Annotated in this window: 20 protein-coding genes; 8 read left to right on the top strand and 12 right to left on the bottom strand. The window is 56.3% G+C overall.

What is annotated here, in order from left to right:
• Window positions 1-108 precede the first annotated feature (108 nt).
• Entirely contained in the window at window positions 109-609 is a 501-nt protein-coding gene (locus tag J9253_RS13690; protein WP_210221487.1) for a disulfide bond formation protein B, read from the top strand.
• Window positions 610-642: 33 nt separating this feature from the next.
• On the opposite strand, the gene exaC is transcribed toward J9253_RS13690, so the two are convergent.
• The 5 genes from exaC to J9253_RS13665 all read right to left on the bottom strand — a co-directional run bounded on the left by exaC (window position 643) and on the right by J9253_RS13665 (window position 6,976).
• On the bottom strand, window positions 643-2,163 hold the full coding sequence (gene exaC, locus J9253_RS13685; RefSeq protein WP_210221486.1) for an acetaldehyde dehydrogenase ExaC: 1,521 nt from the start codon (window positions 2,161-2,163) through the stop codon (window positions 643-645).
• 132 nt (window positions 2,164-2,295) lie between these two features.
• On the bottom strand, window positions 2,296-4,701 hold the full coding sequence (locus J9253_RS13680) for a bifunctional molybdopterin-guanine dinucleotide biosynthesis adaptor protein MobB/molybdopterin molybdotransferase MoeA (RefSeq protein WP_210221485.1): 2,406 nt from the start codon (window positions 4,699-4,701) through the stop codon (window positions 2,296-2,298).
• Window positions 4,702-4,709: 8 nt separating this feature from the next.
• On the bottom strand, window positions 4,710-5,405 hold the full coding sequence (locus tag J9253_RS13675; RefSeq protein ID WP_210221484.1) for an ABC transporter ATP-binding protein: 696 nt from the start codon (window positions 5,403-5,405) through the stop codon (window positions 4,710-4,712).
• Entirely contained in the window at window positions 5,402-6,103 is a 702-nt protein-coding gene (locus tag J9253_RS13670) for an ABC transporter permease (RefSeq protein WP_028488281.1), read from the bottom strand. The genes J9253_RS13675 and J9253_RS13670 overlap by 4 nt, the downstream gene beginning before the upstream one ends.
• 6 nt (window positions 6,104-6,109) lie before the next feature.
• The gene (locus J9253_RS13665) at window positions 6,110-6,976 is read right to left on the bottom strand and encodes a substrate-binding domain-containing protein (protein ID WP_210221483.1); all 867 of its coding nucleotides are present in this window, start codon (window positions 6,974-6,976) and stop codon (window positions 6,110-6,112) included.
• Between the two features lie 250 nt (window positions 6,977-7,226).
• Between J9253_RS13665 and J9253_RS13660 the strand changes: the two genes are divergently transcribed.
• The 3 genes from J9253_RS13660 to J9253_RS13650 all read left to right on the top strand — a co-directional run bounded on the left by J9253_RS13660 (window position 7,227) and on the right by J9253_RS13650 (window position 11,857).
• Window positions 7,227-8,552: a sigma-54-dependent transcriptional regulator gene (locus J9253_RS13660; protein WP_210221482.1), complete on the top strand. Its 1,326-nt coding sequence runs from the start codon at window positions 7,227-7,229 to the stop codon at window positions 8,550-8,552.
• 4 nt (window positions 8,553-8,556) lie between these two features.
• The gene (locus tag J9253_RS13655; protein ID WP_210221481.1) at window positions 8,557-10,611 is read left to right on the top strand and encodes a sensor histidine kinase; all 2,055 of its coding nucleotides are present in this window, start codon (window positions 8,557-8,559) and stop codon (window positions 10,609-10,611) included.
• A 91-nt stretch (window positions 10,612-10,702) separates the two neighbouring features.
• Window positions 10,703-11,857 (top strand): RNA-binding domain-containing protein, encoded by a 1,155-nt coding sequence (locus J9253_RS13650; protein ID WP_210221480.1) that lies wholly within the window; start codon window positions 10,703-10,705, stop codon window positions 11,855-11,857.
• 51 nt (window positions 11,858-11,908) lie between these two features.
• Here J9253_RS13650 and J9253_RS13645 read toward each other — a convergent pair whose 3' ends face one another.
• From J9253_RS13645 to J9253_RS13625, 5 genes are read right to left on the bottom strand one after another with little or no spacing between them, the layout of a single operon-like run.
• Window positions 11,909-12,919: a formate dehydrogenase subunit gamma gene (locus J9253_RS13645; protein WP_210221479.1), complete on the bottom strand. Its 1,011-nt coding sequence runs from the start codon at window positions 12,917-12,919 to the stop codon at window positions 11,909-11,911.
• A gap of 4 nt (window positions 12,920-12,923) precedes the next feature.
• Window positions 12,924-13,565 carry a formate dehydrogenase FDH3 subunit beta gene (gene fdh3B / locus J9253_RS13640; protein ID WP_051542827.1) on the bottom strand — a complete coding sequence of 214 codons (642 nt, stop codon included), beginning with the start codon at window positions 13,563-13,565 and terminating at the stop codon, window positions 12,924-12,926.
• A 10-nt stretch (window positions 13,566-13,575) separates the two neighbouring features.
• Window positions 13,576-16,473 (bottom strand): formate dehydrogenase subunit alpha, encoded by a 2,898-nt coding sequence (locus J9253_RS13635; protein ID WP_210221478.1) that lies wholly within the window; start codon window positions 16,471-16,473, stop codon window positions 13,576-13,578.
• A 21-nt stretch (window positions 16,474-16,494) separates the two neighbouring features.
• Window positions 16,495-16,707 (bottom strand): twin-arginine translocation signal domain-containing protein, encoded by a 213-nt coding sequence (locus J9253_RS13630; RefSeq protein WP_038140536.1) that lies wholly within the window; start codon window positions 16,705-16,707, stop codon window positions 16,495-16,497.
• A gap of 10 nt (window positions 16,708-16,717) precedes the next feature.
• A complete protein-coding gene (locus J9253_RS13625; RefSeq protein ID WP_210221477.1) occupies window positions 16,718-17,323 on the bottom strand; it encodes a TorD/DmsD family molecular chaperone in 606 nt (201 codons plus the stop codon).
• Between the two features lie 143 nt (window positions 17,324-17,466).
• Here J9253_RS13625 and J9253_RS13620 point away from each other — a divergent pair, with 143 nt between their 5' ends.
• Window positions 17,467-18,618: an RNA-guided endonuclease InsQ/TnpB family protein gene (locus J9253_RS13620; RefSeq protein ID WP_210221476.1), complete on the top strand. Its 1,152-nt coding sequence runs from the start codon at window positions 17,467-17,469 to the stop codon at window positions 18,616-18,618.
• Window positions 18,619-18,784: 166 nt separating this feature from the next.
• On the opposite strand, the gene J9253_RS13615 is transcribed toward J9253_RS13620, so the two are convergent.
• Both J9253_RS13615 and J9253_RS13610 read right to left on the bottom strand, forming a co-directional pair.
• Window positions 18,785-20,788, bottom strand: a complete 2,004-nt coding sequence (locus J9253_RS13615; RefSeq protein ID WP_210221475.1) for a DUF3306 domain-containing protein — start codon at window positions 20,786-20,788, stop codon at window positions 18,785-18,787.
• Between the two features lie 2 nt (window positions 20,789-20,790).
• The gene (locus J9253_RS13610) at window positions 20,791-21,294 is read right to left on the bottom strand and encodes a DUF3305 domain-containing protein (protein ID WP_210221474.1); all 504 of its coding nucleotides are present in this window, start codon (window positions 21,292-21,294) and stop codon (window positions 20,791-20,793) included.
• 248 nt (window positions 21,295-21,542) lie between these two features.
• Here J9253_RS13610 and moaA point away from each other — a divergent pair, with 248 nt between their 5' ends.
• The 3 genes from moaA to J9253_RS13595 are packed head-to-tail and all read left to right on the top strand — an operon-like array spanning window position 21,543 to window position 24,300.
• Window positions 21,543-22,550 carry a GTP 3',8-cyclase MoaA gene (gene moaA / locus J9253_RS13605; protein ID WP_210221473.1) on the top strand — a complete coding sequence of 336 codons (1,008 nt, stop codon included), beginning with the start codon at window positions 21,543-21,545 and terminating at the stop codon, window positions 22,548-22,550.
• Window positions 22,551-22,552: 2 nt separating this feature from the next.
• Entirely contained in the window at window positions 22,553-23,404 is an 852-nt protein-coding gene (locus tag J9253_RS13600; protein WP_210221472.1) for a formate dehydrogenase accessory sulfurtransferase FdhD, read from the top strand.
• Window positions 23,401-24,300 carry a helix-turn-helix transcriptional regulator gene (locus J9253_RS13595; protein WP_210221471.1) on the top strand — a complete coding sequence of 300 codons (900 nt, stop codon included), beginning with the start codon at window positions 23,401-23,403 and terminating at the stop codon, window positions 24,298-24,300. Before J9253_RS13600 ends, J9253_RS13595 begins: the two co-directional genes overlap by 4 nt.
• Window positions 24,301-24,433 lie beyond the last annotated feature (133 nt).

Below are 24,433 nucleotides of genomic sequence, written 5' to 3'. Positions count from 1 at the left end.
TGGGTATGCAAAAATCTGGCGTTCTCTGGCTTTTATCATTTATCTGGTGATGGCTAGGTACTAGACTGGGGGCAATACTTAATAAATGAACACAGGATACCTGTACAAATGCTGACATTCATTCGTAAAAACCTCTGGCTTGCCATTGGCCTGATCGCGCTGAGCATTGCGGCAAGCAGTTTTGTGCTGACGGCGTGGTTGGATCTTCACCCTTGCTACTTATGCATTTTCCAGCGCTTGCTGTTCATGCTGATCGGGGTGTTTGGCCTGCTCGCCGTGACGGGTTTTGGTGAGAAAGTCTGGGGTTGGCTGGTGCTATTGCTGGCAGGTGTGGGAACCGCTACCGCCAGTTATCAAACGTGGTTGCAGCTACAGCCCCCCGGCGAAGTCTCTTGTGCAGGCGGGCAACCCAACCTGATTGAACAACTGGTTTACTTCCTGAGCGATCACGTTCCCGGCCTGTTTGAGGTAACGGGGTTGTGTGAAGACGAGGAATTGGTGATTCTGGGGCTTTCCCTCGCCAATTGGGCGCTGGTTTCCTTCCTGTCAGCGTTGGTTGTGGCGGCGTGGGCTTTGTTCGGTAAGCCGAAAAAAGCGGATCAGGCATAGCCCGATCCACACATCGCACGAGGAGGAGGAAACTTAGAAGAAGCCCAGCGGGTTGATGTCGTAGCTGACCAGCAGGTTTTTGGTTTGCTGATAATGGTCGAGCATCATTTTGTGGGTTTCACGGCCTACGCCAGATTTTTTGTAGCCACCGAAGGCTGCGTGCGCAGGGTAGAGGTGGTAGCAGTTAGTCCATACACGGCCTGCTTGGATGCCACGCCCCATGCGGTAAGAACGGTTCATGTCACGCGTCCACACGCCTGCACCCAGACCGAACTCGGTGTCATTGGCAATCGCCAGCGCTTCCGCTTCGTCTTTGAAGGTGGCCACCGACACGACTGGCCCGAAGATTTCTTCTTGGAACACGCGCATATTGTTGGTGCCTTTCAGCAGGGTAGGCTGGATGTAGTAACCTTCGCAGTAATCCGCCGCCATGCTTTCAACTTCACCGCCGGTAATGACTTCCGCGCCTTCTTCCTTGCCAATCTGGATGTAGCTGAGGATTTTTTCGTACTGCTCTTGGGAGGCTTGCGCACCGACCATGACTTCCGTATCCAGTGGGTTGCCGCGTTTGATTTGTGCGGCACGCTCGATCACCATGCCGATGAATTTTTCGTAGATGGATTCTTGAATCAACAGGCGTGAAGGGCAGGTGCAAACTTCGCCTTGGTTGAAGAATGCCAGTACCGCGCCTTCGACTGCTTTGCTGACAAACGCATCTTCATGATCCAGTACGTCTGCAAAGAAGACGTTAGGGGATTTGCCGCCCAGTTCTACGGTGGAGGGAATGATGTTTTCCGCCGCGTATTTCATAATCAGAGAGCCGACCGGGGTAGAGCCGGTGAAGGCGATTTTGGCGATGCGTTTGCTGGTGGCCAGTGCTTTGCCTGCTTCTACGCCGTAGCCGTTGACGATGTTCAAGACACCGGCTGGCAGTAAGTCAGCGATCAGTTCCATCATGACCAGAATGGAGGCGGGGGTTTGTTCTGCCGGTTTCAGTACCACGCAGTTGCCTGCTGCGAGTGCGGGCGCCAGTTTCCAGCACGCCATCAGCAGCGGGAAGTTCCACGGGATGATTTGACCGACCACGCCCAGCGGCTCATGGAAGTGGTAAGCGACGGTGTGTTCGTCGATTTCACCCATCGTGCCTTCTTGCGCACGCAAGCAGCCTGCGAAGTAGCGGAAGTGATCGGAGGAAAGTGGCACGTCAGCGTTCAGGGTTTCGCGCACGGCTTTGCCGTTGTCCCAGGTTTCGGCGACTGCCAGCATTTCCAGATTGGCGTCGATGCGGTCAGCGATTTTCAGCAGGATATTGGAGCGTGCGGCGACGGATGTTCTGCCCCACGCGTCTTTGGCGGCGTGGGCGGCATCCAGTGCCAGCTCGATGTCTTCGGCGCTGGAGCGCGGGATCTGGCAGAACGGCTTGCCATTGACCGGGGAAATATTGTCGAAGTATTCACCGTTTACCGGGGCAACCCATTCGCCGCCGATGAAGTTGCCGTAGCGTTCTTTGAAGTTGATGACTGCGCCTTCGGTATTTGGATTTGCGTATTGCATGTTCGTCTCCTCTCTTGTCCATTTGATAACTCGGGATTGCTTCCCTTGTGAATAAGATAAAGCGCGAGGGTTGGGAAAAGGTGGGTGGATGCAGCTCAATGACAGTGGAAGTAGCACAGATTTCCATGCCTATCACCAACCGAATAGCTGTACTTGCACCACATCCCCCGGTTCTACCGTGGCGGATGCTTCCGGCAGAATAATCAGGCAATTCCCCTTACTCATGGAACTGAGTACACCGGAACCCTGATAGCCGGATTTTTCCACCACCAGTTTGCCGTCTGCTGCGCGACTCACCGTGCCGCGTTGGAATTCCATCCGCCCCGGTCGTTTTTTCAGGCGGCTTTGGCTGATGGCATCCACCAGCAACGCTTGGTCAGCCGTTTGCCCGGCAAGTTTCAGCAAGGCAGGCTGGACGAATTGTAGGAATGTCACCATCACGGCAACCGGATTCCCCGGCAAGCCAAAGAACAGCGCATTGCCGAGCTTACCGAAAGCCAGCGGACGCCCCGGTTTGATGGCGATTTTCCAGAAATTGATCTGCCCGAGCTTGTCGAGGATGAGCTTGGTGTAGTCGGCTTCACCCACGGAGACACCGCCGGAGGTGATGACCACATCGGCGATTGCCGAGGCTTGCAGGAAAGCCGCTTCCAGCGCCGTTGGGTCATCGCGTACCACGCCCATGTCGAGGATGTCGACGTTAAGCTGTTTCAACATGCCGTACAGGGCGTAGCGGTTGCTATCGTAAACTTCCCCGTCGCGCAGGGTTTCGCCGATGCTGCGGAGTTCATCCCCCGTGGAGAAAAACGCTACCCGCAGCGGACGGTAGACGCTGAGTTCGCTGATACCGAGGGAGGCGAGTACACCCAAATCCGCCGGATTTATCCGCCGCCCAGCACTGATAACGCAACTGTCCTTGGCGATGTCTTCACCTGCTTGACGCACGTTTTGCCCGCTGCGGTGGCCTGCACCGATGCGCACCCTGCCTGCTGCGCCCGCTTCGGCTTGCTCCTGCATCACCACGGTATCGGTTCCGGTTGGCATGGGTGCGCCGGTCATGATGCGCACGCATTCGCCCTGAGCACAGCTAGCAGTGAAGGGTACACCGGCGAACGCTGTACCGATTACCCGGTATTCGCGGATGGCATCGCCCGGCAGGTCAGTGCCGTTCAGGGCGTAACCATCCATCGCCGAATTGACGTGGTTGGGTACGTTGAGGGGGGAAATCACGTCTTCCGCCAGAATATGCCCGAGGGCATCGCGTAACGGACGTTTGAGCGCGGGGGAAACCGCTTGCAGGGCATCCATGATACGGCTGCGGGCGGCGGCGACGCTCAGGCTGGTAGGGTCGAGGTCGTCGGCACAACTGGGGGCGGAACGGATGTGGTGGGTGGAGGGAGGGGTTTCCCCCTTCTTCATCCAGTTCAGCACAAATTCGGCGATTTGATCCGGTTGGTTGATGTCGAGTTTGGTGATGTGTGGTGGCGTTTCCAGCGTCATATCGTCAGTTGCCAAGGCAATCACATGGCTGTCGTCGGGGAATAGCAAGGGTTTGCCGAGGCTAGGGCGGTGTACTTCGATTTTGGGAATGGCGGTGTGCTTGAAGCCTTCCACCAGCACCAGATCGGCGCAATCGGGGTTGACGAAATGCAGCACGTCGACCAGTTCCGGTTCGCGCTGGGTTTTGCATTCCTGCATCATCGCCATGCGTTTGCGGGAAGCCAGCAGTACCTGATCGGCTCCGGCTTCGCGGAAACGGTAGCTGTCTTTGCCCGGTGTATCCAGCTCGATATTGTGGTGGCCGTGTTTGATCACCGTCAGGCGCAGCCCGGCGAATTTCAGGCGGGGGATCAGTTCGGTGAGCAGGGTGGTTTTGCCAGTGCCGCTCCAGGCGCAGAAGCCGAGGATGGGGAATGGGGTGGTGGAGGAAGGGAGGGGGATTTTCGCCCCTTCCATTTCTGCTTGCTGCTCTGGGGTATTGATATTGCGGAACATGTCGCGGCAAGTGGCGAAATCTGCTCGTGCCATGCGGTGTTGTGCGTACCACAGGTCGATCTTGCGGTCGCCGTTTTCCAGAAAGGCCAGCAGGCTGGGCAGCAGGCTGACGGGGATCAGCGCATGTACGGGTTGCAGGCGTTCGCCGTCATGCGCGACGGCCAGTTCAGCATCGTTTTGTCGCAGGGCTTGTAGCAGGCGTTCCGCCATGTCCGGCGCGATAGTGGGGCCGTCGCAGGGCACGGTCATGATGTAGGCCGTTTTGGCTTCCTGCATCGCTGCGGCGAAGCCCGCTAATGGCCCCTGAAAGCCGCTGAGTTCATCATTAACCACTGGCAAGCCGTAGCGCTGGTAGCGCTCGTGATTACGGTTTGCGTTGATCAGCACCGCGCCTGTTTGTGGCTGAAGTGCGTTCAGTAGGTGTTCTACCAGCGGCAGTCCGTTGAAGTCGATCAGTCCCTTGTCCTGCCCGCCCATGCGGCTGCCGCGTCCGCCTGCGAGGATGACGCCCGTAATATCGGTGGTTGAAAGCTTCTTTTCCATGATGGTACTCACGATGCCTGCTGTAAAAGGGTCATGTTAACGAATCGGGACGCGGGTGTAACCGTTTGCAGGCGGCCTGCGCTCAGATTCAGGTGTTCGTTGACCAATGATGAAAAACATTCCGGGTCGTGGCTGGCGACCAATAGCGCCATGCCATCGTCGCGTAATTGGCGTAACAGGCTGATGGTGCGGTTGCGGGCTTCCCTATCCATGTTGGCGGTGGGTTCGTCGAGCAGCAGGATACGCGGTTGGCGTAACCAGGCGCGTGCCAGTGCCACCCGCTGGTATTCGCCGCCGGACAGGGTTTTTGCACGGGTATCCGCGATTTGTTCCAGCCCTGCCCATTGCAGCGCGGTGTGGATGCGTTGTTCGCGTTCGGCTTTCGGCAGGCTGCGGTCAAGAGCAAAACTGAGGTTGTCGCGCACACTGCCTTCAAACATATAGGGTTGCTGGTGCAAATACAGCACGCTGCTTTGCAACAGCTTGCGGTAATGTCGCCAGTTGAGCTGTGCGTGGCCGGTGTCGGCCGCGAATTGTTCCGGTTTCTCGAAACCGCCGAGGATGCGCAGCAAGGTGGTTTTGCCCGTGCCATTTTCGCCGGTCAGCAGGGTGCAGCTACCGGTACGCAGGCACAGTTCCAGCCCCGCTAGGATCGTGCGCCGGGCGTAGTGTTTGTGGATGTCGCGGAAATGCAGTGTACTCATGAGCCAACAAATCCTTTGCCTTGAAAGTGGTGTAACAATACGTTGAGAGTGGCCGCCATCACCAGTAATACCATACCGAGTGCGATGCCTTGGGCGAATTCCCCCTTGCTGGTTTCCAATGCAATTGCGGTCGGAATATTGCGGGTGTGATGCAGAATATTGCCGCCCAACATCATTGACGCGCCCACTTCCGAAATAATCCGCCCGAACGAGGCCAGCACTGCCGCCAGCAAGCCGAAACGCACTTCGTAGATAATCGTCAGCAACGCCCGCAGGTGGGAAGCCCCCAGTGTCCGCGCCGTTTCCCACGCGCGGCGGTCAGCTGCCTGAAGTGCCGAATGACCGATCGACACCAGCATTGGAAAGGCCAAGGCAATCTGCCCGATGATCATGGCGTTTTGGGTGAACAGCAAGTGCCATTCCCCTAAGGGGCCTTGCCGTGACAAGATCAGGTACAAGGTTAGGCCAATCACGACCGTCGGCACGGATAGCAGGGTGCTGAAAAGGGCAATGATCAGCCGCCTGCCGGGAAAGTTGCCATACGCCAGCACAAACGCCAGCAACACGGCTGGCGGGGTGGCGATCAGTAAGGCCAGCAGGGAAACGCGGAAGGAGATTCCGACAATTTCCCACAAGGCCATGTCACCGCTGAACAGCAGGTGCAGGGCTTTGAGGCTGGCGTCAATCAGGGCATCCATGCACCCTTATTTGGCGGTCGCTGGTGCTTCTGCCGGTTTGTCAGCAGATGGCGCCGCTGTGTCAGCATTCGGGGTGAACAATGGCGTACCATTGATCTTGAAATCGGCAATCGCTTGCTGGCCTTTTGCCGAGATGATCCAGTCGATAAAGGCTTGTGCGCCCGTGTGGTTAATGTCGGGGTAACGTGTTTGGCTAACCGCAATCACACCATAAGGGTTGAACAAATCCTTGTCGCCTTCGTGGACGATTTTCAATGGGGATTTGTCAACGCCCGCTAGCCAAGTGCCCCGGTCAGCGAGGGTGTAACCTTCCAGTTCGCCCGCCATCTGGATAACCTTGCCCATGCCTTGTCCGGCTTCACGGTACCAGTCACCTGCTGGCTTGATGCCTGCGGTTTCCCACAATTGCTTTTCTTTCTTGTCTGTGCCGGAATCATCGCCGCGTGAGATGAAAATGGCTTGCTTCTCAGCGATTTTGGCGAATGACTCAGGTGCAGTCTTGGTGTCGCGCACGCCCGCCGGGTCAGCATCGGGGCCGAGCACGATGAAATCGTTGTACATCACCGGGTAACGCTTGTCGCCGAAGCCTTTTTCGACGAATTCTTTTTCGGCAGCGGGGGCGTGTACCAGCACCACATCTACATCGCCATCTTCACCCATTTTCAGCGCCTTGCCCGTGCCGACGGCAATGACTTGTATGCTGTAGCCAGATTCTTTCTCGAATTTGGGCAGCAAATCTGTGAGCAGGCCGGAGTTTTCGGTACTGGTGGTGGTGGCCATTTTCAGCGTCATGTTGGCAGGTTTGTCATCGGCATGAACTGCGCCGCACAGGAATGCGCTTGCCAGCAATAGGGTTGATAATAGCTTTTTCATGAAGTCTCCTTGAGTGAGTGGTATACATGGTGTTTGCAACTGGCAGATATAGAGCAAAAACAATGCCACCTTGCTACTTATCGGTCTAAAAGCCGTTTTGGCGGGCATAAAACACCCTGAAACTACGCTAAACCACCAAGGCTGATCGCTGATTGTTGCCTGATTGGTTCATTATGTCCCATATATTGCACAGGTTATGGGTCATAATGATACAATCACCGGTATTGCAAGCCATTGGTAACCCCACCTGATGAAATCTGTGCTGATTGTTGATGATGAACCCGGTATCCAGTCCTTTTTCCTGCGTGGCCTAACCAGTCGCTTTGACCTGATCGAAACAGCGGGCGATGTAAAAACTGCGAGTGCGCTGCTGGAACGCTGCCATTTTGACTTGATCATTTCCGACATCCGCTTACCAGACCGTACCGGGGTGGAATGGGTAACGGAACTGCGCGACAAGGGCAACCTGACCCCGGTCATTTTCATCACCGCCTACGCCAGTCTGGAAACCGCCATCGACGCGCTGCGGGTGGGGGCGATGGATTTCATCCTCAAACCATTCCGGCTGGAGCAGATACTCGCAGCGATTGACCGTTGTCTGGAAACCCAGCAGTTACGCCGGGAAAACTTCGTGTTGCGTCGCCAACTGGAACAGCATTTGGAGGTTGGCGGTATTATTGGTGAGTGCGAGGCGGTACACAGCGTCTGCCAGATCATTCGACAGGTTGCGCGGATGCCGTCTACCGTGTTGATTGAGGGTGAATCCGGTACGGGCAAGGAGCTGGCCGCCCGTGCGATTCACGAACTCAGCCAGCGCAAAGGTAATTTTGTCTCGGTCAACTGCGGGGCGATGACGGCAGAGCTGATGGAGAGCGAGCTGTTCGGTCACGTTAAAGGCTCTTTCACCGGGGCGCATCAGGCGCGGGAAGGGCTGTTTGCCTACGCCAACGGGGGGACATTGTTTCTGGATGAAATCGGTGAAATGCCGCTGACCATGCAGGTACATTTGCTGCGGGTGCTGGAAGAGCAGCGAATTCGCCCGGTGGGTTCCAACCGTGAAACGCCGATTGACGTGCGTATTCTTGCCGCCACCAATCGCGAACTGGTGCAGCGGGTTAAAGAGGGGCTGTTCCGTCAGGATTTGTTTTACCGTCTGAATGTACTCAGCATCCGCCTGCCGCCGTTGCGTGAGCGTGGGCAGGATGTGGATTTACTGGCACACCATTTCAGCAAGCGGCTTTCCGGCGAACTTGGGGTGAATGCCTTACCGCTGGATAGAGCCGAAATCATGCGCCTACAAGCCTACGACTGGCCGGGCAATGTGCGCGAACTGAAAAACGTGATCGAACGGGCGTTGTTGCTGGGCATTATGCCTAGCCAGTGTTTGGCGGGAACGCCATCCGGCAGAAAACTGCCCGTACTCAAGGAAGAGGCTTTGCTGCTGGAGGATGTGGAAAAGCAGCATATTCTGCGTGTACTGGCGTTGGAAGACAGCAACAAGTCGGCAGCGGCGCGGCAATTGGGTATCTCCCGCAAGACGCTGGAACGCAAGTTGAACGGCTGGGCATTGGAGTGATCGGGTGAAGCTATGGCGTCTGCTGTTCCGCAAGATTCAGCGTTCGGTACGTTACAAAGTCTTGCTGCTGGTGTTGCTGCCCTTGTTGCTGATGATGCCGTTGCTGTTGGGGGCGACGGTGTATTGGGGCTATCAGCTCACTTACCAGCAGTTGTTTATTAAGGTGAATACCGATCTGTCAGTGGCGGATGATGTGTTCCGCCGCCTGCAACAGGATTACCTCAACCGCTTGGCGCGGTTCGGCGAGTCGTATGCTTTCCGTACCTTGCTGGATGCCGGGGATCAGGCGGGTATTTCCCGAAGGCTGGATGCTTTGCGTCGTGAGGAACAGCTTGCCTACCTGCAACTGCTGGATTTGGGGCAATTGGATGGCTTCCCGGATGCGCAATCCGGGCGTCAGTCGCCTGCCTTGCAAGCCGCGATTCGGGGGCAGGCCAGCACCGGCATTGCCATTTTCAGCCCGGAAGATTTGCGCCGCGTTGACCCGCATTTGGAGGAACAAGTACGCTTGCCGCTACTTTCCACCCCTTACGCCCGACCCATCCAGCGGCAGCAAGAAAACCGGGGGATGATGATCCGCGTGCTGTATCCGGTACGCGATACCGAGGAGCATGTCATTGCGGTGATGGATGCGGGGGTGTTGCTCAACGGCAATTTTGCGCTGGTCGATGCCATCCGCGATTTGGTGTACGGCAAGGGCAGCCTGCTGCCGGGCAGTATCGGCACGGTGACGATCTTTCTGGATGACGTGCGCATTTCCACCAACGTGCCGCTGAAACCGGGGGAGCGTGCGCTGGGGACGCGGGTATCGGAAAGCGTGCGGCATAGCGTGCTGGATCAGGGGAAAACCTGGATCGACCGCGCCTTTGTGGTCAACGACTGGTACATTTCTGGCTACGAACCGATTCTGGATACGAGCGGTCAGCGGGTCGGGATTCTCTACGCCGGTTATCTGGAACAACCGTTTCGTACTCGCTTGTGGGATGCCATCCTGTTTCTGGTAGGGCTGTTTCTGGCGCTGACCGGGATGATCGCCGTGTTGGTGGTGCATGGCGCGGGCGTTATCCTGCGTCCGCTGGAAAAAATGCGTGAGGTTATCCGCGCTATCAGCCGGGGGGAAAAGCAGCGCATCGGCAAGCTGGCTTCCCGCGACGAATTGGCTGAACTCGCCAGCCGTTTCGACCTGATGCTGGAACAACTGCAATTACGCAGCGATGAAATCAGCCATTGGGCGACGCATCTGGAACACAAGGTCGACGAACGTACCGCCGAACTTCAGCAGAAAAATGCTGATCTCAGTCGCACGATTACCTTATTGCACACGACTCGCGACCAATTGGTTGCCGCCGAAAAAATGGCCGCACTCGGCGAGTTGACCGCAGGCATGGCGCACGAAATCAATAACCCGGTTGCGGTCATTCTCGGCAATGTTGACGTGATGACTTCATTACTGAGGGAACACGCCCAGCCGGTACAGCCAGAAATCGACCTCATTATCGAACAGATCGACCGGATTCGCGCCATCATCCACAACCTGTTGCAATACGCCCGGCCTGCTGATCATTTGCAGTTGGAACAGGTGGATGTGAACGTTTTGGTCGCACAAACCTTCAAGCTGCTGAAGCATAGCCACCAGCGTCGGCATGTCCGTTTTAAGACCGATTTCGGTGCTAGCCTGAAGGTCACGATCAACCCGCAGGAATTACAACAAGTTTTGGTCAACCTGATCCGCAATAGTATTCAGGCGCTGCCGGAAAGCGGTGGTTTGATTACCATCAGCACAGAACGCTGGGCGTTTTTGGGGGTTGTTATCCACGTCCGCGACAACGGTGCAGGCATTGCGCCAGAACACTTGCCGCGCATTTTCGACCCGTTCTTTACCACCAAACCGAGCGGTGAAGGTACGGGGTTGGGGCTGTCGTTGAGCTATGCAATGGTGCAGCGTTACGGCGGGCATATCACGGTGGAATCGGTGTTGGGCGAGGGGGCGTTGTTTAGCGTGTATTTGCTGGAAAGCCCGGTGGATGAGGCTTGCGTCAGCCAGCTCGAATCATTGTAAACATGGTTAGTAATTTTGGTTGCGATGATTTATGCCATATACGGCACATGCTTGTAGCCATCAGGCTATAATGTGTGGCAGAGGTACAACCATGCAGCCAATCCTGACTGATACATCGCTAAGCACATTGATCGCCCAAGGTGAAAATAATGCGGTGGAATTTAAATCCGCGCTGGTAAATCCTGATTCGCTAGCGCGTGAGCTGGTGGCGTTTGCCAATACCCACGGTGGTGTTGTGCTGCTGGGTGTGGAAGATTCCGGCGACATTACCGGCCTCCCCAATGACAGAAACCACGAAGAATGGGTGATGAATATCGCTCGCGAGAACGTGATTCCAGCGCTGGATGTCACTGTTACCCAAGTTATCCATGAAAATAAGACAGTATTGCTGATCCAGGTTCCCAAGGGGCGCGATAAACCTTATCAGACTCGTAAATTCCAGTTTCTGATTCGGGTTGGCTCAACCAATCGTGTGGCTACCCAAGCCGAATTGATGCGCCTGTTCCAGCAAAGTGGCGTCTTTCATTATGACTTGCAGGGTGTTGAAGGCACTTCCATGCGGAGCTTGGATTTGCGCAAGTTGGCTGACTATTTCCTCAAGTACGACATTGATTTCGAGCAGGAGGATGATCGGGAACGGATTTTGATCAATACCGATATTCTGGATGAGTCCGGTCGCGCCACTATTGGCGGTATGCTGATATTCGGAATCAATCCGCAACGTCATTTGCCGAATGCCAGCATTTCCTTCGCTCACTTTGCCGGTCACGAACTGGATGACGAACTACTCGACAAGCAGGTGATTGGCGGTACGTTGGATATTCAGGTTGATACCGCGTTGGCCATCATCAAGAATCATATCCGCCAGCCCAGTCGGATCGAAGGTAGTCGTACCGTGGATCAGATTTTCCAGTACCCGGATAAGGTGTTCCGTGAGCTGTTGGTGAATGCCTGTGTCCACCGCGATTACGCCATTCATGGCTCACGTATCCGCGTTTTCATGTTTGATGACCGTCTGGAATTCATCAGCCCCGGACGCTTGCCTAATACTGTATCGGTGGAAAAAATCAAATTGGGCGTTTCCTACGGGCGTAATCCAGTCATCGTCAAATTCATGGAAAACATGCGCTACATCGACAAGCTTGGGCGTGGGCTGCCGATGGTGTACCGCACAGCAGTGCAGGCTGGAAAGCAGGTGGAGTTTATGGAGTTGGGGGAAGAGTTCCGGGTCATTCTGGCGTTATAAAACAATGGGGCGCATTCCGCGCCCCCAACACGCTTTGTGGAGTCTATTGAGCTAAACCGTTTTCTGCCTCGCAGCACTCATTCCATCACTCTCTGCTTGATCCTTCATTTCCTCGTACCACAAATCATGGTGTTCCTTCGCCCAGTTGGCATCGCAATAGCCGGTCGCCATGGCTTCAAACGCGCCTTCCATGGCGACTGTACCCATGTAGATGTGTCCCATGGCGGCTGACATGATGACCACGCCTGCGATGCTGTGAATCCAGTGATACCACGTCATGACGTTGCGCCCCTGCTCGAAGTTGGGGAAATCCAGCACCAGCCCGCTGACCACTACAAATGTGCCAACGATGGCTGCAATCCAGTACCAGCCTTTCTCGCCCGCGTTGTAGCATTCAGCAGAAACGTGTTTGTCGCCAAACAAGCCGCCACCTTTTGCCAGCCATTTCAGGTCGAGCAGTTTGGGCATATTGCCTTTCATGAAGGTAATCACCAGCACCACCAACGATACGGCAAACGCAGGCCCCGCAAAATCATGGATACGCTTGAACAGGTAAGTCAGCGTGCCGCCGATTTCCGCCCCGAACACCGGAATCACAATATGACGCCCGAACATCAACACCATGCCAGTAATGGCCAGTGCCACGAACAGGATAGCTGTCGTCCAATGCACATAACGCTGCAAGGTGCTGAAACGCTTGATCTTGTGATCAGAACGCCCGGCGCGGATCGGAATCTTACCGCGTACCAGCCGGAACACGATAATCGCCAGTGCCACCAAACCGAGCACGATAGCCGCGTTCGGAATCAGTTTTTCCATCCGGTATTCGCGCCAGTCTTGACCTTGCTTGTTGATCAGCACGCCCGTATCGACGCCTTGCACCTGCGTCCGAATTTGCCCGGTATCCGTGCCGTCGCGACCACGGATTTCATTCCATAAATCCACCCCCGGCGAGGGTACATTTTGCGCCGCTAACGGTGGCGGGGCTGCGGTTTGATCCGCCGCCTGTACACCCGGCACGAATAGCATCAGGCACAACAACAGCAGCATTATTTTGTTCATAACCCTACTCCGTGGCCGTAGCCTTACCTTCCAGTTCTGGCGGAACCACCGTTGGCTGGAAACCCGTTTGTTGCAGGCTAGAGCTGGAAACCAGTGCGCTCGCCGCCCGGTTCACCACTCGCTTGCGGTAGATGTCGGCAACGATATTCGCATCTCCCGCCAGCAATGCCTTGGTGGAACACATTTCCGCACACAGTGGCAGCTTGCCTTCAGCGATACGGTTGCTGCCGTATTTTCTGAACTCTTCCGGGCTATTGTCGGCTTCTTCGGGGCCTCCGGCGCAGAAGGTGCATTTGTCCATTTTGCCGCGTGACGAGAATGCGCCATCGCTGGGGAATTGTGGCGCACCGAACGGGCAAGCATAGAAGCAATAGCCACAGCCGATACAAGTATCCTTGTTGTGCAGCACGATGCCGTCTTTGGTGGTGGTGAAGCAATCCACCGGACACACTGCCTGACAGGGCGCGTCGGAACAATGCATACAGGCGACCGACAGCGAACGTTCACCCGGCTCGCCATCTTTGATCGTCACCACCCGGCGGCGGTTAACGCCCATCGGCACTTCGTTAGCGTTTTTGCACGCCGTGACACAGCCATTGCACTCAATGCAGCGTTCCGCATCACAATAAAATTTCATTCTTGCCATGATTCTATCCTCAAGCCTTGGTGATGCGGCACAGGCTGCACTTGGTTTCTTGCATCTGTGTTACCGAGTCGTAACCGTAAGTGAAAGCGGTGTTGCAGGCTTCGCCCAGCACAATCGGGTCAGCGCCTTCCGGGTATTTGGCGCGTAAATCCTTGCCCTCGAACACACCACCGAAGTGGAACGGGGTAAACGCCACGCCCGCTGCGACCCGTTGCGTCACCAGCGCCTTGACGTGAATCTTGCCGCCTTCAGGGGCTTCCAGCCACACCATGTCACCGTCCTTGACCCCGGCGTTATTGGCGTCACGCGGGTTGAGCTCCACGAACATGTCCGGCTGCAATTCCGCCAGCCACGGGTTGGAACGGGTTTCGTCGCCGCCGCCTTCGTATTCCACCAAACGCCCAGAGGTAAGGATGATGGGGAAGTCTTTCGAGTAATCCTTGGCCTGAATCGAGCCGTAACGGGTTGGCAAGCGCCAGAAAGATTTACGGTCTTCGTAAGTGGGGTATTTTTCCACCAGATCGTGCCGCGAGGTATACAGCGGTTCGCGGTGGATGGGGACTGGATCAGGGAATGTCCACACAATGGCACGTGCCTTGGCGTTGCCGTAAGGAGCGCAACCGTGCTTGATCGCCACCCGCTGGATGCCGCCGGAGAGGTCGGTTTTCCAGTTTTTGCCTTCGGCAGCAGTTTTTTCCTCGGCCGTCAGATCGTCCCACCAGCCGAGTTTTTTCAGTAATTCGTCGGTGAACTCGGGGTAGCCGTCGGTGATTTCCGAACCCTTGCTCCAAGAACCTTCGGCGAGCAGGTTGACGCCATCACGTTCCACCCCGAAACGGGCGCGGAATGGCATTCCTCCTTCCGCCACCGGAATGCTGGTGTCGTAGAGGTTGGGGGAACCGGGGTGGTTCATTTCCGGTGTGCCCCAGCACGGCCACGGCATTCCGTAGAAGTCACCGTCACACGCGCCGCCGTTGGCTTTCAGCGAGGTGTAATCGAATGTGCCCCAGTTTTGCTGGTGCTTTTTCATGCGTTCAGGGCTTTGTGCGGTGTAGCCGATCGTCCACATGCCCCGGTTGAATTCGCGGGTCAGGTCTTCGATCACTGGTTCGCCATCCTTGACCTCAATGTGTTTGAACATTTGCTGGTCGAAACCCAGTTTCTTGGCGAACAGGTACATGATGCTGTGGTCGGGTTTGGACTCGAACAGCGGTTCGATTACCTTGTCACGCCATTGCAGCGAACGGTTGGAAGCCGTTACCGAGCCGTAGGTTTCAAACTGGGTACAAGCAGGCAGCAGGTACACGCCATCAGTACGGTCGTGCATGACGGCGCTGATGGTGGGGTAAGGGTCGACGACGACCAGCATTTCCAACTTTTCCATCGCGGTTTTCATTTCCGTTCCGCGTGTCTGGCTGTTGGGGGCGTGACCCCAGAAGAACATGGCGTGGATACTGTCTTTTTGTGCGATATTGGCCTTGTCTTCGAGCACGCCGTCGATCCAGCGTGAAACCGGGATGCCGCTGGTTTCCATGACCGGTACGTCGATTTCTTTGCCGTCTTTGTCCTTGCCTTTTTCGTAGCTGCCGGGTTCAAAGCGGCCTTTGATCCAGTCGTAATCCAGATCCCAGACTTTCGCCCAGTGTTTCCAAGAACCGCCGGTCAGGCCGTAATAGCCGGGCAGGGTATCAGCCAGCACGCCGAGGTCGGTTGCACCTTGTACATTGTCATGCCCCCGGAAAATATTGGTGCCGCCACCGGGTACGCCCATATTGCCGAGTGCCAACTGGAAGATGCAGTAGGCGCGGGTGTTGTTGTTACCGATGGTGTGTTGTGTACCACCCATGCACCAGATGAAGGTGCCAGGGCGGTGTTCAGCCATGGTTTGCGCGGCCTTGAGGACTTGCGCTTCGGGTACGCCGGTGACTTTCTCGACTTCTTCCGGTGTCCACTTGGCGACTTCGGCCTTGATCTCATCCATGCCGTAGACGCGCTGACGGATGAATTCCTTGTCTTCCCAGCCGTTCTGGAAAATGTGCCACAACATGCCCCATACCAAGGGTACGTCCGTGCCGGGGCGCAGTCGCAAGTATTGATCAGCGTGCGCCGCCGTGCGGGTGAAACGCGGGTCAATCACGATGACGGGGGCGTTGTTCTGTTCCTTGGCTAGCATGATGTGTTGCAAGGATACGGGATGCGCTTCCGCTGAATTCGCCCCAATGATCAGGATCGCTTTGGAGTTGTGGATGTCATTGTAGGAGTTGGTCATCGCCCCGTAACCCCAGGTATTGGCTACCCCGGCGACGGTGGTCGAGTGGCAGATACGTGCTTGATGGTCGACGTTATTGGTTCCCCACATCGCCGCCATTTTGCGGAACAGGTAAGCCTGTTCGTTGCTGTGCTTGGCAGAACCTAGCCAGTACACCGAGTCAGGGCCAGATTTTTCGCGAATTTGCAGCAGCTTGTCGCCGATTTCGTTGATGGCTTCATCCCATGAAATCTTTTTCCACTTGCCGTCGACCAGCTTGGTGGGGTACTTGAGGCGGCGTTCGCCGTGGCCGTGTTCGCGGACTGCCGCACCTTTGGCGCAGTGCGCCCCGAGGTTGAAGGGGTGGTCGAAAGCCGGTTCCTGCCCTGTCCACACCCCGTTTTTCACTTCGGCAATAATGCCGCAGCCGACTGAACAGTGGGTACAAATGGTGCGGACTTCTTTGGTGTCACCGCCTGCTTTGGGGGCATCTTCCGCTTGTGCTTTGCGCATCATGCCAGCACTGATGCCGGTGGCGAGCATGGCTCCGCCTGCCATCAGGCTGGAATTGCGCAGGAATTCACGGCGATTGATCGACTTGATGCCGAGGGTCTGTGTGGCTGGCTGGATGGGCTGGTCGCTGATTTTGCGTAGTTTCATGGTCTAAATCCTCCAACCACATCAATGTGCGGCAGTTTTGTAATAAGCGGCGATATGGGGAGTGAGCCGGTAGCCTGTCTTTTCTTCTGGTTTGGCGGCAACGGTTTCCGTGGCAGCTTCGGCTACGCCGGGCAGGGTGGCTAGCAAGGTTGCACCCGCGCCCGCAGCAACCGTGCCACGCAGGAATTCACGGCGGGTGGTATGGGGTTGCTGTTTCTGATCACTGTTCTTCATGCTCTGACTCCTACATCTGCATATTGAAATACTGTTGTTCAAAACGGATGAACGCACCGCCTGTCTGTGCTACCGACTGATAGAACGAGGCCGCTGTCGCTCCCTGCAAGTCGCCGAAAAACCTTTTCAGCCAGTTCACCATGTGCCGCTGGAAGAACCCCGCTTGCTGGGCAAACTCGGCCTGATCTTCGATCAGCATGGCCATGACTTCGCACAGGGCGGCGGCGTGGTCTTCCGGTTCGTGTACGTTGGGGTCACGTTCAAACCCCAGTCGGGCGAGTTCCTGACGTAACTGACCCAGCGGTTTTTCCATCAGGAAGCCGGTCAAATACCACGAGCCGTAGGGAACCACTTCGCCCCTGCCTAGCCCGATGAATAATGCATGGAACTCGTCATCAATCATCATCGGGTCGGCGTGGCGGGCGGCTAGCCCCAGCCCAATCAGCGCGGTTGCCAGTTCGTCATTACCATTGGTCATATTGGCCAGTTGTTGCACGTAATCGAGGATGTCGCTATCCGGTGGTTTACGTAACAACGCCGCCAATAAACGGTAGGTGTTGGCGCGGTAAATTTGCTCCGGCTCCTGCGTGCGAACAAACAGACTGTTCTGGTTCATCCATCTTGCGCGAGATACCCCGTCCTTCAGGGCGGGGAGGGATAGCGCGTCGGCGGAGCCGACCCTGTTCTCGCTCCTCTTTTCGTTTACGCTATTTTGGTTAAACAGGCACAACGAACACGGCATGGACTACACTGTGAGTCATGCCAACGAAACGCGCCTACAAATTCCGGTTTTACCCAGACCCGCAACAAGAAAAGTTGCTGGCGCAGACGTTTGGTTGTGTGCGTTACGTGTACAACAGCATCTTGCGTTACCGCACGGATGCTTACGATCAGACTCAGGAAAAGGTCAGTTACCTGGGTGCTAATGCGCGATTGACCGCCATCAAACAATGGCCTGAGCTGCTTTTCTTGAATGAAGTCTCCAGTGTTCCGCTGCAACAATGCTTGCGGAACCAACAAACCGCGTTCAAGAACTTTTTTGAGGGCAGGGCAAAATACCCTGTCTTCAAATCCAAAAAGCACCGCCAGTCGGCAGAATTTACTTACCGTGCTTTTACATACCGCAACGGTGAATTGAAGCTGGCTAAGTGCGATGTGCCGCTGGACATTCGATGGAGCCAGCCACTTCCTGCTGCCCCGACCACCGTTACTGTTTCCAAAGATCAGGCCGGACGCTATTTCGTGTCTTGCTTGTGTGAATTTGAACCCACGCTGTTGCCCGTCACCGACAAAAAGGCAGGCATCGACGTGGGCATCAAGGATTTGTTCGTCACCTCTGACGGTTTTAAGTCCGGCAATCCCGGCCACACCGCCCAACACGCGGCTAAACTGGCGAAATACCAACGCCGTCTTGCCAAGAAGAAACGCGGCAGCAAGAACCGGCTGAAAGCTAAACGCAAGGTTGTCCGTGTTCACGCGAAAATTTCCGATTGCCGTTCGGACAACTTGCACAAACTGTCCCGCAGATTAATAAACGAGAACCAAGTGATCTGCGCTGAAAACCTCGCTGTGAAGAACATGATTAAGCACCCGAAACTGGCCAAGCACATTGCCGATGCGAGTTGGGGGGAATTTACCCGCCAGCTTGAATACAAAGCCCACTGGGCAGGCAGGACGTATGTCGAGATCGACCGTTTCTTTCCTTCCAGCAAACGCTGTAACGGCTGCGGGTTCGTGAAAGCAAACATGCCGCTGGACGTGCGGTCTTGGAAATGCCCGGAATGTGGCGCAACCCACGACCGTGACGTGAATGCAGCACGTAACATTTTAGCCGCCGGACTGGCGGTGTTAGCCTTTGGAGAGAATGTTAGCGGTGATGGCATTTCGGTGTCGTTGTCCTGTTCTCGATGAATTAGGAATCCCCTTCCTTTAGGGAGGGGAGGAAGTCAATGCGTCTCCTTTCCTTCTTTAGTAGGGCAATTTCCGTACCAGCTTTGGCGGTAAAAGACTGCCCGATAACACCAGCGGGTCAGATCAAATCTGCCCATTTGCCCAGTAGCGGGACATTTTGTCTGTGTCAGTGGCGAAATGACCGGGACATTGTGTCGCCCATCGCGTCAGGGTCTTGCACCACATCCACCACCCGGCAGTTGTCGCACATTTCCAGCCGTTTGAGGGCGCGGGGATCCTGAAACATGGGGTGGGAAGCCAGTTTGCCGAGCATCATTTTGATCGCGCTTTGGCTGCCAAAGGGTTTGCCGCAACGGATACAGCAGAACGGTTCTTCCTCGTGGAGGGTGCGGGTCAGGCGGCGCTGTGCGTGGTCGGCAAGGTAAAGTGGTTGTAGGGTAATGGCCTGTTCCGGGCAGCCATTGGCGCACAAGCCGCATTGCACGCAGCGGTCGGGGTGGAAGCGCAGTTGTGGCTTGTTGGTGCCGCCGTCGATGGCTTTCAGGGGGCAAATGGTGGCGCAGGCCATGCACAGGGTGCAGGCGTCCTTGTTGATGTTGAGTAGGCCGAAGGGTGCGCCTTGCGGCAGCGGGATTTCGGCGCTGGGTTGCGGGGCGTGTTGGTAGAGGTGGTCAAGCGCTACCGTCCATTGCAGGCGTTTGTCATTCATGCCGCCTTGGGTGGAGGAGGGGAATGTCGGCATGACCGGGGCGGGGCTGATGCCATCCGCTGGCGTGCCGACGGCCAGCCATTGAATCGCATCGCTGGCATAGCCTAACCCCTGCAATTGCGCGTGGGCGGTGGCGAGTTGCTGTTGCAAGGTTTGGCGGCTCAATTCGGGCGTGGCGTCTTCGTCGTAGAGCAGCACTTGCGAGGCACCGAAACTGAGAGCGGCGAACCACAGTTCCGGGCTGGTGCTGCCGAGTTCTTCCACCGGTAAAGGCAGGATATTGGCAGGTAAAGCATCCAGCGACACCGCCATTTCACTGCGATGGAACAGGATTTTGGGGGCAACCCCACCCGCTTCCCGGTACGTGCGCAACATGACCCGCAACTGGTCAACGCTGTGCGCCGGGGAGGGGTACTGGTAACGGATAGCACCGCTGGGGCAGGCCGCCGCGCAAGCGCCACCGCCTTGACACAGTTGCGGGTTGACTTCGATTTTTGTGCCGATGGAAATGATTGCTTCCGCCGGGCAAGCGTCAATGCAGCGGGTGCAACCCTTCAAGCCGCTGCTGCTGTGGGCGCAAAGACTGGGGTTGTAGTGGAAATAACGTGGCTTGCTGAATTCGCCGATCAGGTCGGGAAGTTCGGCGAGTGTGCCGCCCAGCGTTTCCGGGCTGGGGGCGAAATAGCCGGGCGGTTGTATGCCGCGTTGCAGGGTAGGTGTGAGTTGCAGGTCGAGGATCAGGTCAGTTTGCAGGATGCTGCCTTTGCCATCCTCACTGTTCAAGCTGATGCTGAAAGCCCCTAAATACCCACTGATGTCGATGCTGCGCCCAGCCAATGGCGTAACCACTTGCTTCAGCTCTGTGTTCACGGCTTCCGTCAGCAGGATGTGCGGCTTGAGTGTCTCCGGCAATTGTGCCGCGATTTCCAGCGCTTCCGCCCCGCCAATAATCAGCACCCGGCCTTGCGACTGGTAAGCAACCGAGTCGGTCACGGCTTGGGGGTGTTGTTGCAAACTGGCGAGCGCCTGCTGGCGGGCGGCGAGTAAGGTGTCGTGGGTCATGGCGTTTGTTTCCATCAGGGATTCCAGTTGTGCGCGGGCAGTGCGTTGCAGGTGGTATTTCATGTCGGCAGTGATCAGGTTGCCGAGTGGGGCGAACGTGGTGTAGTCGCCGCAGTAGTCATCGAGTGGGTCGATGACGTTGAATTGGGGTTGGTGGAACAGCTTGCGCAGGGCAGCGTTGCGTAAGGCTTCGCTGACTTTGGCAGAAAAGAAGCCGCTGTAGTCGGAGTCGAAACCGAGTGTTTCCAACGGGGGCATGTCAGCATCGGTGAGTTCGGGGGGCACTTCGGGTGGCGTTGCGGGGGGCGTTGCGGGTTCTGCTTCTGGCTTTTCAGCGTCGGCGGTTTTGGTTTCGCGCTTCAGGCGTGCCCAGCGTCCGAGAAAGTTTTCATCGCTCATCGTTAATGTCCCCGGTCGTTGTCGTTTTGCCAGTCGGTCAGGCGGCGTTTTTTCTTTTTTTCTGGCGCGTAATGTTCCAGCACGTAGGCTTCTGTCCAGCGGTAGAGTTCGGGTGGAATCGGTACGGCGTACACTTCCGCGCTGCCTTGCAGGTAGGAATTGGCTTCGTCGAAACTGAGGGTGACGATGTATGGGGAGGGCGTGCCGTCAGCCGCGAGGTTGGCGATGATGTAGCAGCCCGGTTGCGGCGATTGCAGGTTGTGGTAGTAACCGTCGCATTCGTCGCGGTGCAGGCTGACACTGAGGCCGGGGTAAAGGTATTGCTGGATGCCGTCCTGTTCATGCAACAGGGTAACGGTGTGGTGTTCATTGGTACCGACCACCACGCCGGTGGCTGTCCAATAGGCATCAGCCCAGCGGCTGATCGACGGACGTTTTTCCAGAATGACGGATACCGCCAGCCGTTGGGGTAAAAGGGGCGCATCTTGCAGGGTTGATGGATTCACGGTTTTCCTCCGAAAGCGTTCTTTAAAGACTTGAGCAAGTTACGTGCCAGCGGGCGAAGGGGGGAATAAGTCGGTTTGGTGGTGTTTAATGCGGGGGTGTTGGGTCATTTTGTCCGGTTCAGTCGCTTGACATGGGTCAATTTGTTACGCCCGGTACTTGGGGTATAAAGTATTCCCTTGGATTTGAATGGCCTGTTACAGTCGGTATGGTTCTTGCTAGGAACAATACACCAGACGGAGAAAATTGAATGAGCAGCACTGCCCACCCTACCCAACTGGTTGACCGTTTTGGTCGCCAAATCACTTATGTCAGGCTGTCGGTCACTGACCGCTGTGACCTGCGCTGCGTGTATTGCATGTCAGAAGACATGACCTTTGTGCCGCGCGAGCAATTGCTGACGCTGGAGGAAATGGCGCGTCTGGGCAAAGCCTTCGTCGCTCTCGGCGTGCATAAACTTCGCATTACCGGCGGTGAACCGCTGGTACGCCGCAATATCCTCAAGCTGTTTGAGGACTTGGGGCAACTGGAGGGCTTGCGTGACCTGACCCTGACTACTAACGGTACGCAGTTGACCCGTTACGCCAAAGACTTGAAAGTGGCGGGCGTGACCCGCGTCAATATCAGCCTCGATACGCTGGATGCGGAACGTTTCCACAAACTCACCCGCCTCGGCGACATCAACAAGGTGCTGGCGGGGATTGATGCGGCACTGGAAGCCGGTTTCCAGCGGGTCAAGCTGAATGCGGTAGTGCTGAAGCACCGTAACCACGATGAAGTCACCGATCTGGTCAATTTTGCCCACCAACGCGGCATGGACATCAGTTTCATCGAAGAAATGCCGCTGGGCGTGATCGGCGATCATGACCGTGCCGAAGCTTATTATTCCAGCGATGAAATCCTCCGTGATTTGCGCACCGGGATGGAGCTGCATGGAGTGGATGAGAATACCGGCGGGCCAGCCCGCTATTTCCAGCGCGGCAGTACGGATAGCCGGGTGGGGTTCATTTCGCCGCATAGCCATAATTTCTGCGATACCTGCAACCGGGTGCGGGTCACGGCGGAAGGGCGTTTGCTGCTGTGCCTAGGGCAGGAACATTCGCTGGATTTACGCCGCGTATTGCGTGCCAACCCCGGTGATGATGCCAAGCTGCGTGAAGCCTTGCTGGCGTCGATGGCGCTCAAACCCGAGGGTCACGATTTCGACTTGAAAGCCCAACCGGTTATTTTCCGCCACATGAGTGCTACAGGAGGTTAGTCATGTCTGAGCCACCCGCTACGCCGTATCCACAGTTGAGCAATGCTTCGCTGGATACCACTATCTGTGTGCAGCCGGTGGACGAATACGGGCAAGCGCGGGAAGGCTACATTTCTGCGGAACGCCCGCTGACGATTTACCTCGACAAGCGCGAAATCCTCACCCTGATGACCATGGGCAGTCAGCCAGAATTGCTGGTATTAGGCTGGTTACGCAACCAGAACCTGATTACCGAACTCGCCCAGCTCAAGGCCATTCAGGTGGATTGGGAAACCGAATCAGTCGCCGTCACCACCTTTCAGGGTGTGGAGGGGTTGGATGAAAAACTGGGTCGCAAAACCGTCACCACCGGCTGCGGACAGGGAACCATGTTTGGCAACCTGATGGACAGGCTGGATCAGTTGCAACTGCCCGCCGTCACGGTGCAGCAGTCGCAGCTTTATGACACCTTGCACGCGCTCACCGAATACAACGAAATCTACCGGCGGGCGGGGGCGGTGCATGGTTGTGCGCTGTGTGCGGGCACTGACATCCTCAGTTTTGTGGAAGACGTGGGCAGGCACAATGCGGTCGATACCATCGCCGGGCACATGTGGCTGCACGGTATCGTGGGTGGCGACAAGCTGTTTTACACCACCGGGCGGCTGACTTCGGAAATGGTCATCAAGGTGGCGCAAATGGGTGTGCCGGTGTTGTTATCGCGTTCCGGCGTGACTGAAATGGGCTTGGCGCTGGCGAAAAAGTTGGGAGTAATCCTCATCGCCCGTGCCAAGGGGCGGCATTTTCTGGTGTACAACGGGGTGGAACGGGTGGTGTTTGATGCCATGCCTCGGCGTGTGGAAGCGGATGCATGAACCAGACGACTTACATGAGCGTCAAGCAGGTCGCTGATTACTTGCATCTGAATGAAAAGAAAGTCTACGAATTGGTGCGCGATAATCAGATTCCAGCCACCAAGGTGACCGGCAAATGGCTGTTTCCGCGTACTTTGGTGGATCGTTGGCTGACGGAATCGTCCTATAACGGTTTGCTTAGCGACCGGCTTTCCATTGTGGGTAGTGACGATCCGTTGTTGTATCGGGTGGCAATGGCTTACACCAATGCGGTGGGACCCAATGCGCTGGTCAGCTATTTTCCGACCGGCACTAGCATGGGCTTGAAGCTGTTGCACATGCGCCGCGCGGATGCTTGTTGCTTGCACTGGGGGCCGAATGAGGAAAGTGGTTTGCGTCACCCGGCCTTGTTGCGCCAGTTCCGGCAGGCGGATTTGTGGGTGTTGGTGCATTTGTACCGGCGCGAACAGGGCTTGATGATTCACCCCGAGGCGCTGGAGCGGGTTGGGGATGATAAGCAGCAGATTTTTCGCCAGCCGCTGCGCTGGGTGGAACGCCAGCAGGGGGCAGGTTCGCAACGTTTCCTGATGGAAGTGCTGAGCCGCGAAAACCTGAATGTCGACGATCTGGATATGCGCCAGATAGCCTATTCCGAACGCGAGGCAGCGGCGCTGGTGTCGATGCGCGAGGCTGATATTGCCCCGGGGGCGAAGGCGGCGGCACAGGAAAACGGGCTGGCTTTCATTAGCTATGGGTGGGAGTCGTTCGATATTGCCTTGCCGCGCAATATCTGGTTCCGGCATTTGTTTCAGGGGCTGTTGCAGCGGTTGCGCTCGGATGTGACCCAGCGCATGGTGCTGACGTATGAGGGCTATGATTTGAGCGAGACGGGGAAGCTGTTGTGGGGGGAAGATTGATTTTAACGTTGGAGGTGCTTGAATGGCAGCATTGGCTTCCACACGCCGAGGCATGGCATCAAACACCACCTGCTTCACCCCGACGGTTCAGGATGACACCTACAATTAGTTTAAATCAAAGGGGGAAGATTCG

The sequence above is a fragment of the Thiothrix litoralis genome (assembly GCF_017901135.1).
Lineage (GTDB): Bacteria > Pseudomonadota > Gammaproteobacteria > Thiotrichales > Thiotrichaceae > Thiothrix > Thiothrix litoralis.
This window is presented reverse-complemented; position numbering and strand designations above follow the sequence as displayed.

What these genes read in the sequence shown, in the direction of transcription:
- J9253_RS13690 (WP_210221487.1), top strand. Translation starts at nt 109, where the DNA reads ATGCTGACATTCATTCGTAAAAACCTCTGGCTTGCCATTGGCCTGATC.
- exaC (WP_210221486.1), bottom strand. Translation starts at nt 2,163, where the DNA reads ATGCAATACGCAAATCCAAATACCGAAGGCGCAGTCATCAACTTCAAA.
- J9253_RS13680 (WP_210221485.1), bottom strand. Translation starts at nt 4,701, where the DNA reads ATGGAAAAGAAGCTTTCAACCACCGATATTACGGGCGTCATCCTCGCA.
- J9253_RS13675 (WP_210221484.1), bottom strand. Translation starts at nt 5,405, where the DNA reads ATGAGTACACTGCATTTCCGCGACATCCACAAACACTACGCCCGGCGC.
- J9253_RS13670 (WP_028488281.1), bottom strand. Translation starts at nt 6,103, where the DNA reads ATGGATGCCCTGATTGACGCCAGCCTCAAAGCCCTGCACCTGCTGTTC.
- J9253_RS13665 (WP_210221483.1), bottom strand. Translation starts at nt 6,976, where the DNA reads ATGAAAAAGCTATTATCAACCCTATTGCTGGCAAGCGCATTCCTGTGC.
- J9253_RS13660 (WP_210221482.1), top strand. Translation starts at nt 7,227, where the DNA reads ATGAAATCTGTGCTGATTGTTGATGATGAACCCGGTATCCAGTCCTTT.
- J9253_RS13650 (WP_210221480.1), top strand. Translation starts at nt 10,703, where the DNA reads ATGCAGCCAATCCTGACTGATACATCGCTAAGCACATTGATCGCCCAA.
- J9253_RS13645 (WP_210221479.1), bottom strand. Translation starts at nt 12,919, where the DNA reads ATGAACAAAATAATGCTGCTGTTGTTGTGCCTGATGCTATTCGTGCCG.
- fdh3B (WP_051542827.1), bottom strand. Translation starts at nt 13,565, where the DNA reads ATGGCAAGAATGAAATTTTATTGTGATGCGGAACGCTGCATTGAGTGC.
- J9253_RS13635 (WP_210221478.1), bottom strand. Translation starts at nt 16,473, where the DNA reads ATGAAACTACGCAAAATCAGCGACCAGCCCATCCAGCCAGCCACACAG.
- J9253_RS13630 (WP_038140536.1), bottom strand. Translation starts at nt 16,707, where the DNA reads ATGAAGAACAGTGATCAGAAACAGCAACCCCATACCACCCGCCGTGAA.
- J9253_RS13625 (WP_210221477.1), bottom strand. Translation starts at nt 17,323, where the DNA reads ATGAACCAGAACAGTCTGTTTGTTCGCACGCAGGAGCCGGAGCAAATT.
- J9253_RS13620 (WP_210221476.1), top strand. Translation starts at nt 17,467, where the DNA reads ATGCCAACGAAACGCGCCTACAAATTCCGGTTTTACCCAGACCCGCAA.
- J9253_RS13615 (WP_210221475.1), bottom strand. Translation starts at nt 20,788, where the DNA reads ATGAGCGATGAAAACTTTCTCGGACGCTGGGCACGCCTGAAGCGCGAA.
- moaA (WP_210221473.1), top strand. Translation starts at nt 21,543, where the DNA reads ATGAGCAGCACTGCCCACCCTACCCAACTGGTTGACCGTTTTGGTCGC.
- J9253_RS13600 (WP_210221472.1), top strand. Translation starts at nt 22,553, where the DNA reads ATGTCTGAGCCACCCGCTACGCCGTATCCACAGTTGAGCAATGCTTCG.
- J9253_RS13595 (WP_210221471.1), top strand. Translation starts at nt 23,401, where the DNA reads ATGAACCAGACGACTTACATGAGCGTCAAGCAGGTCGCTGATTACTTG.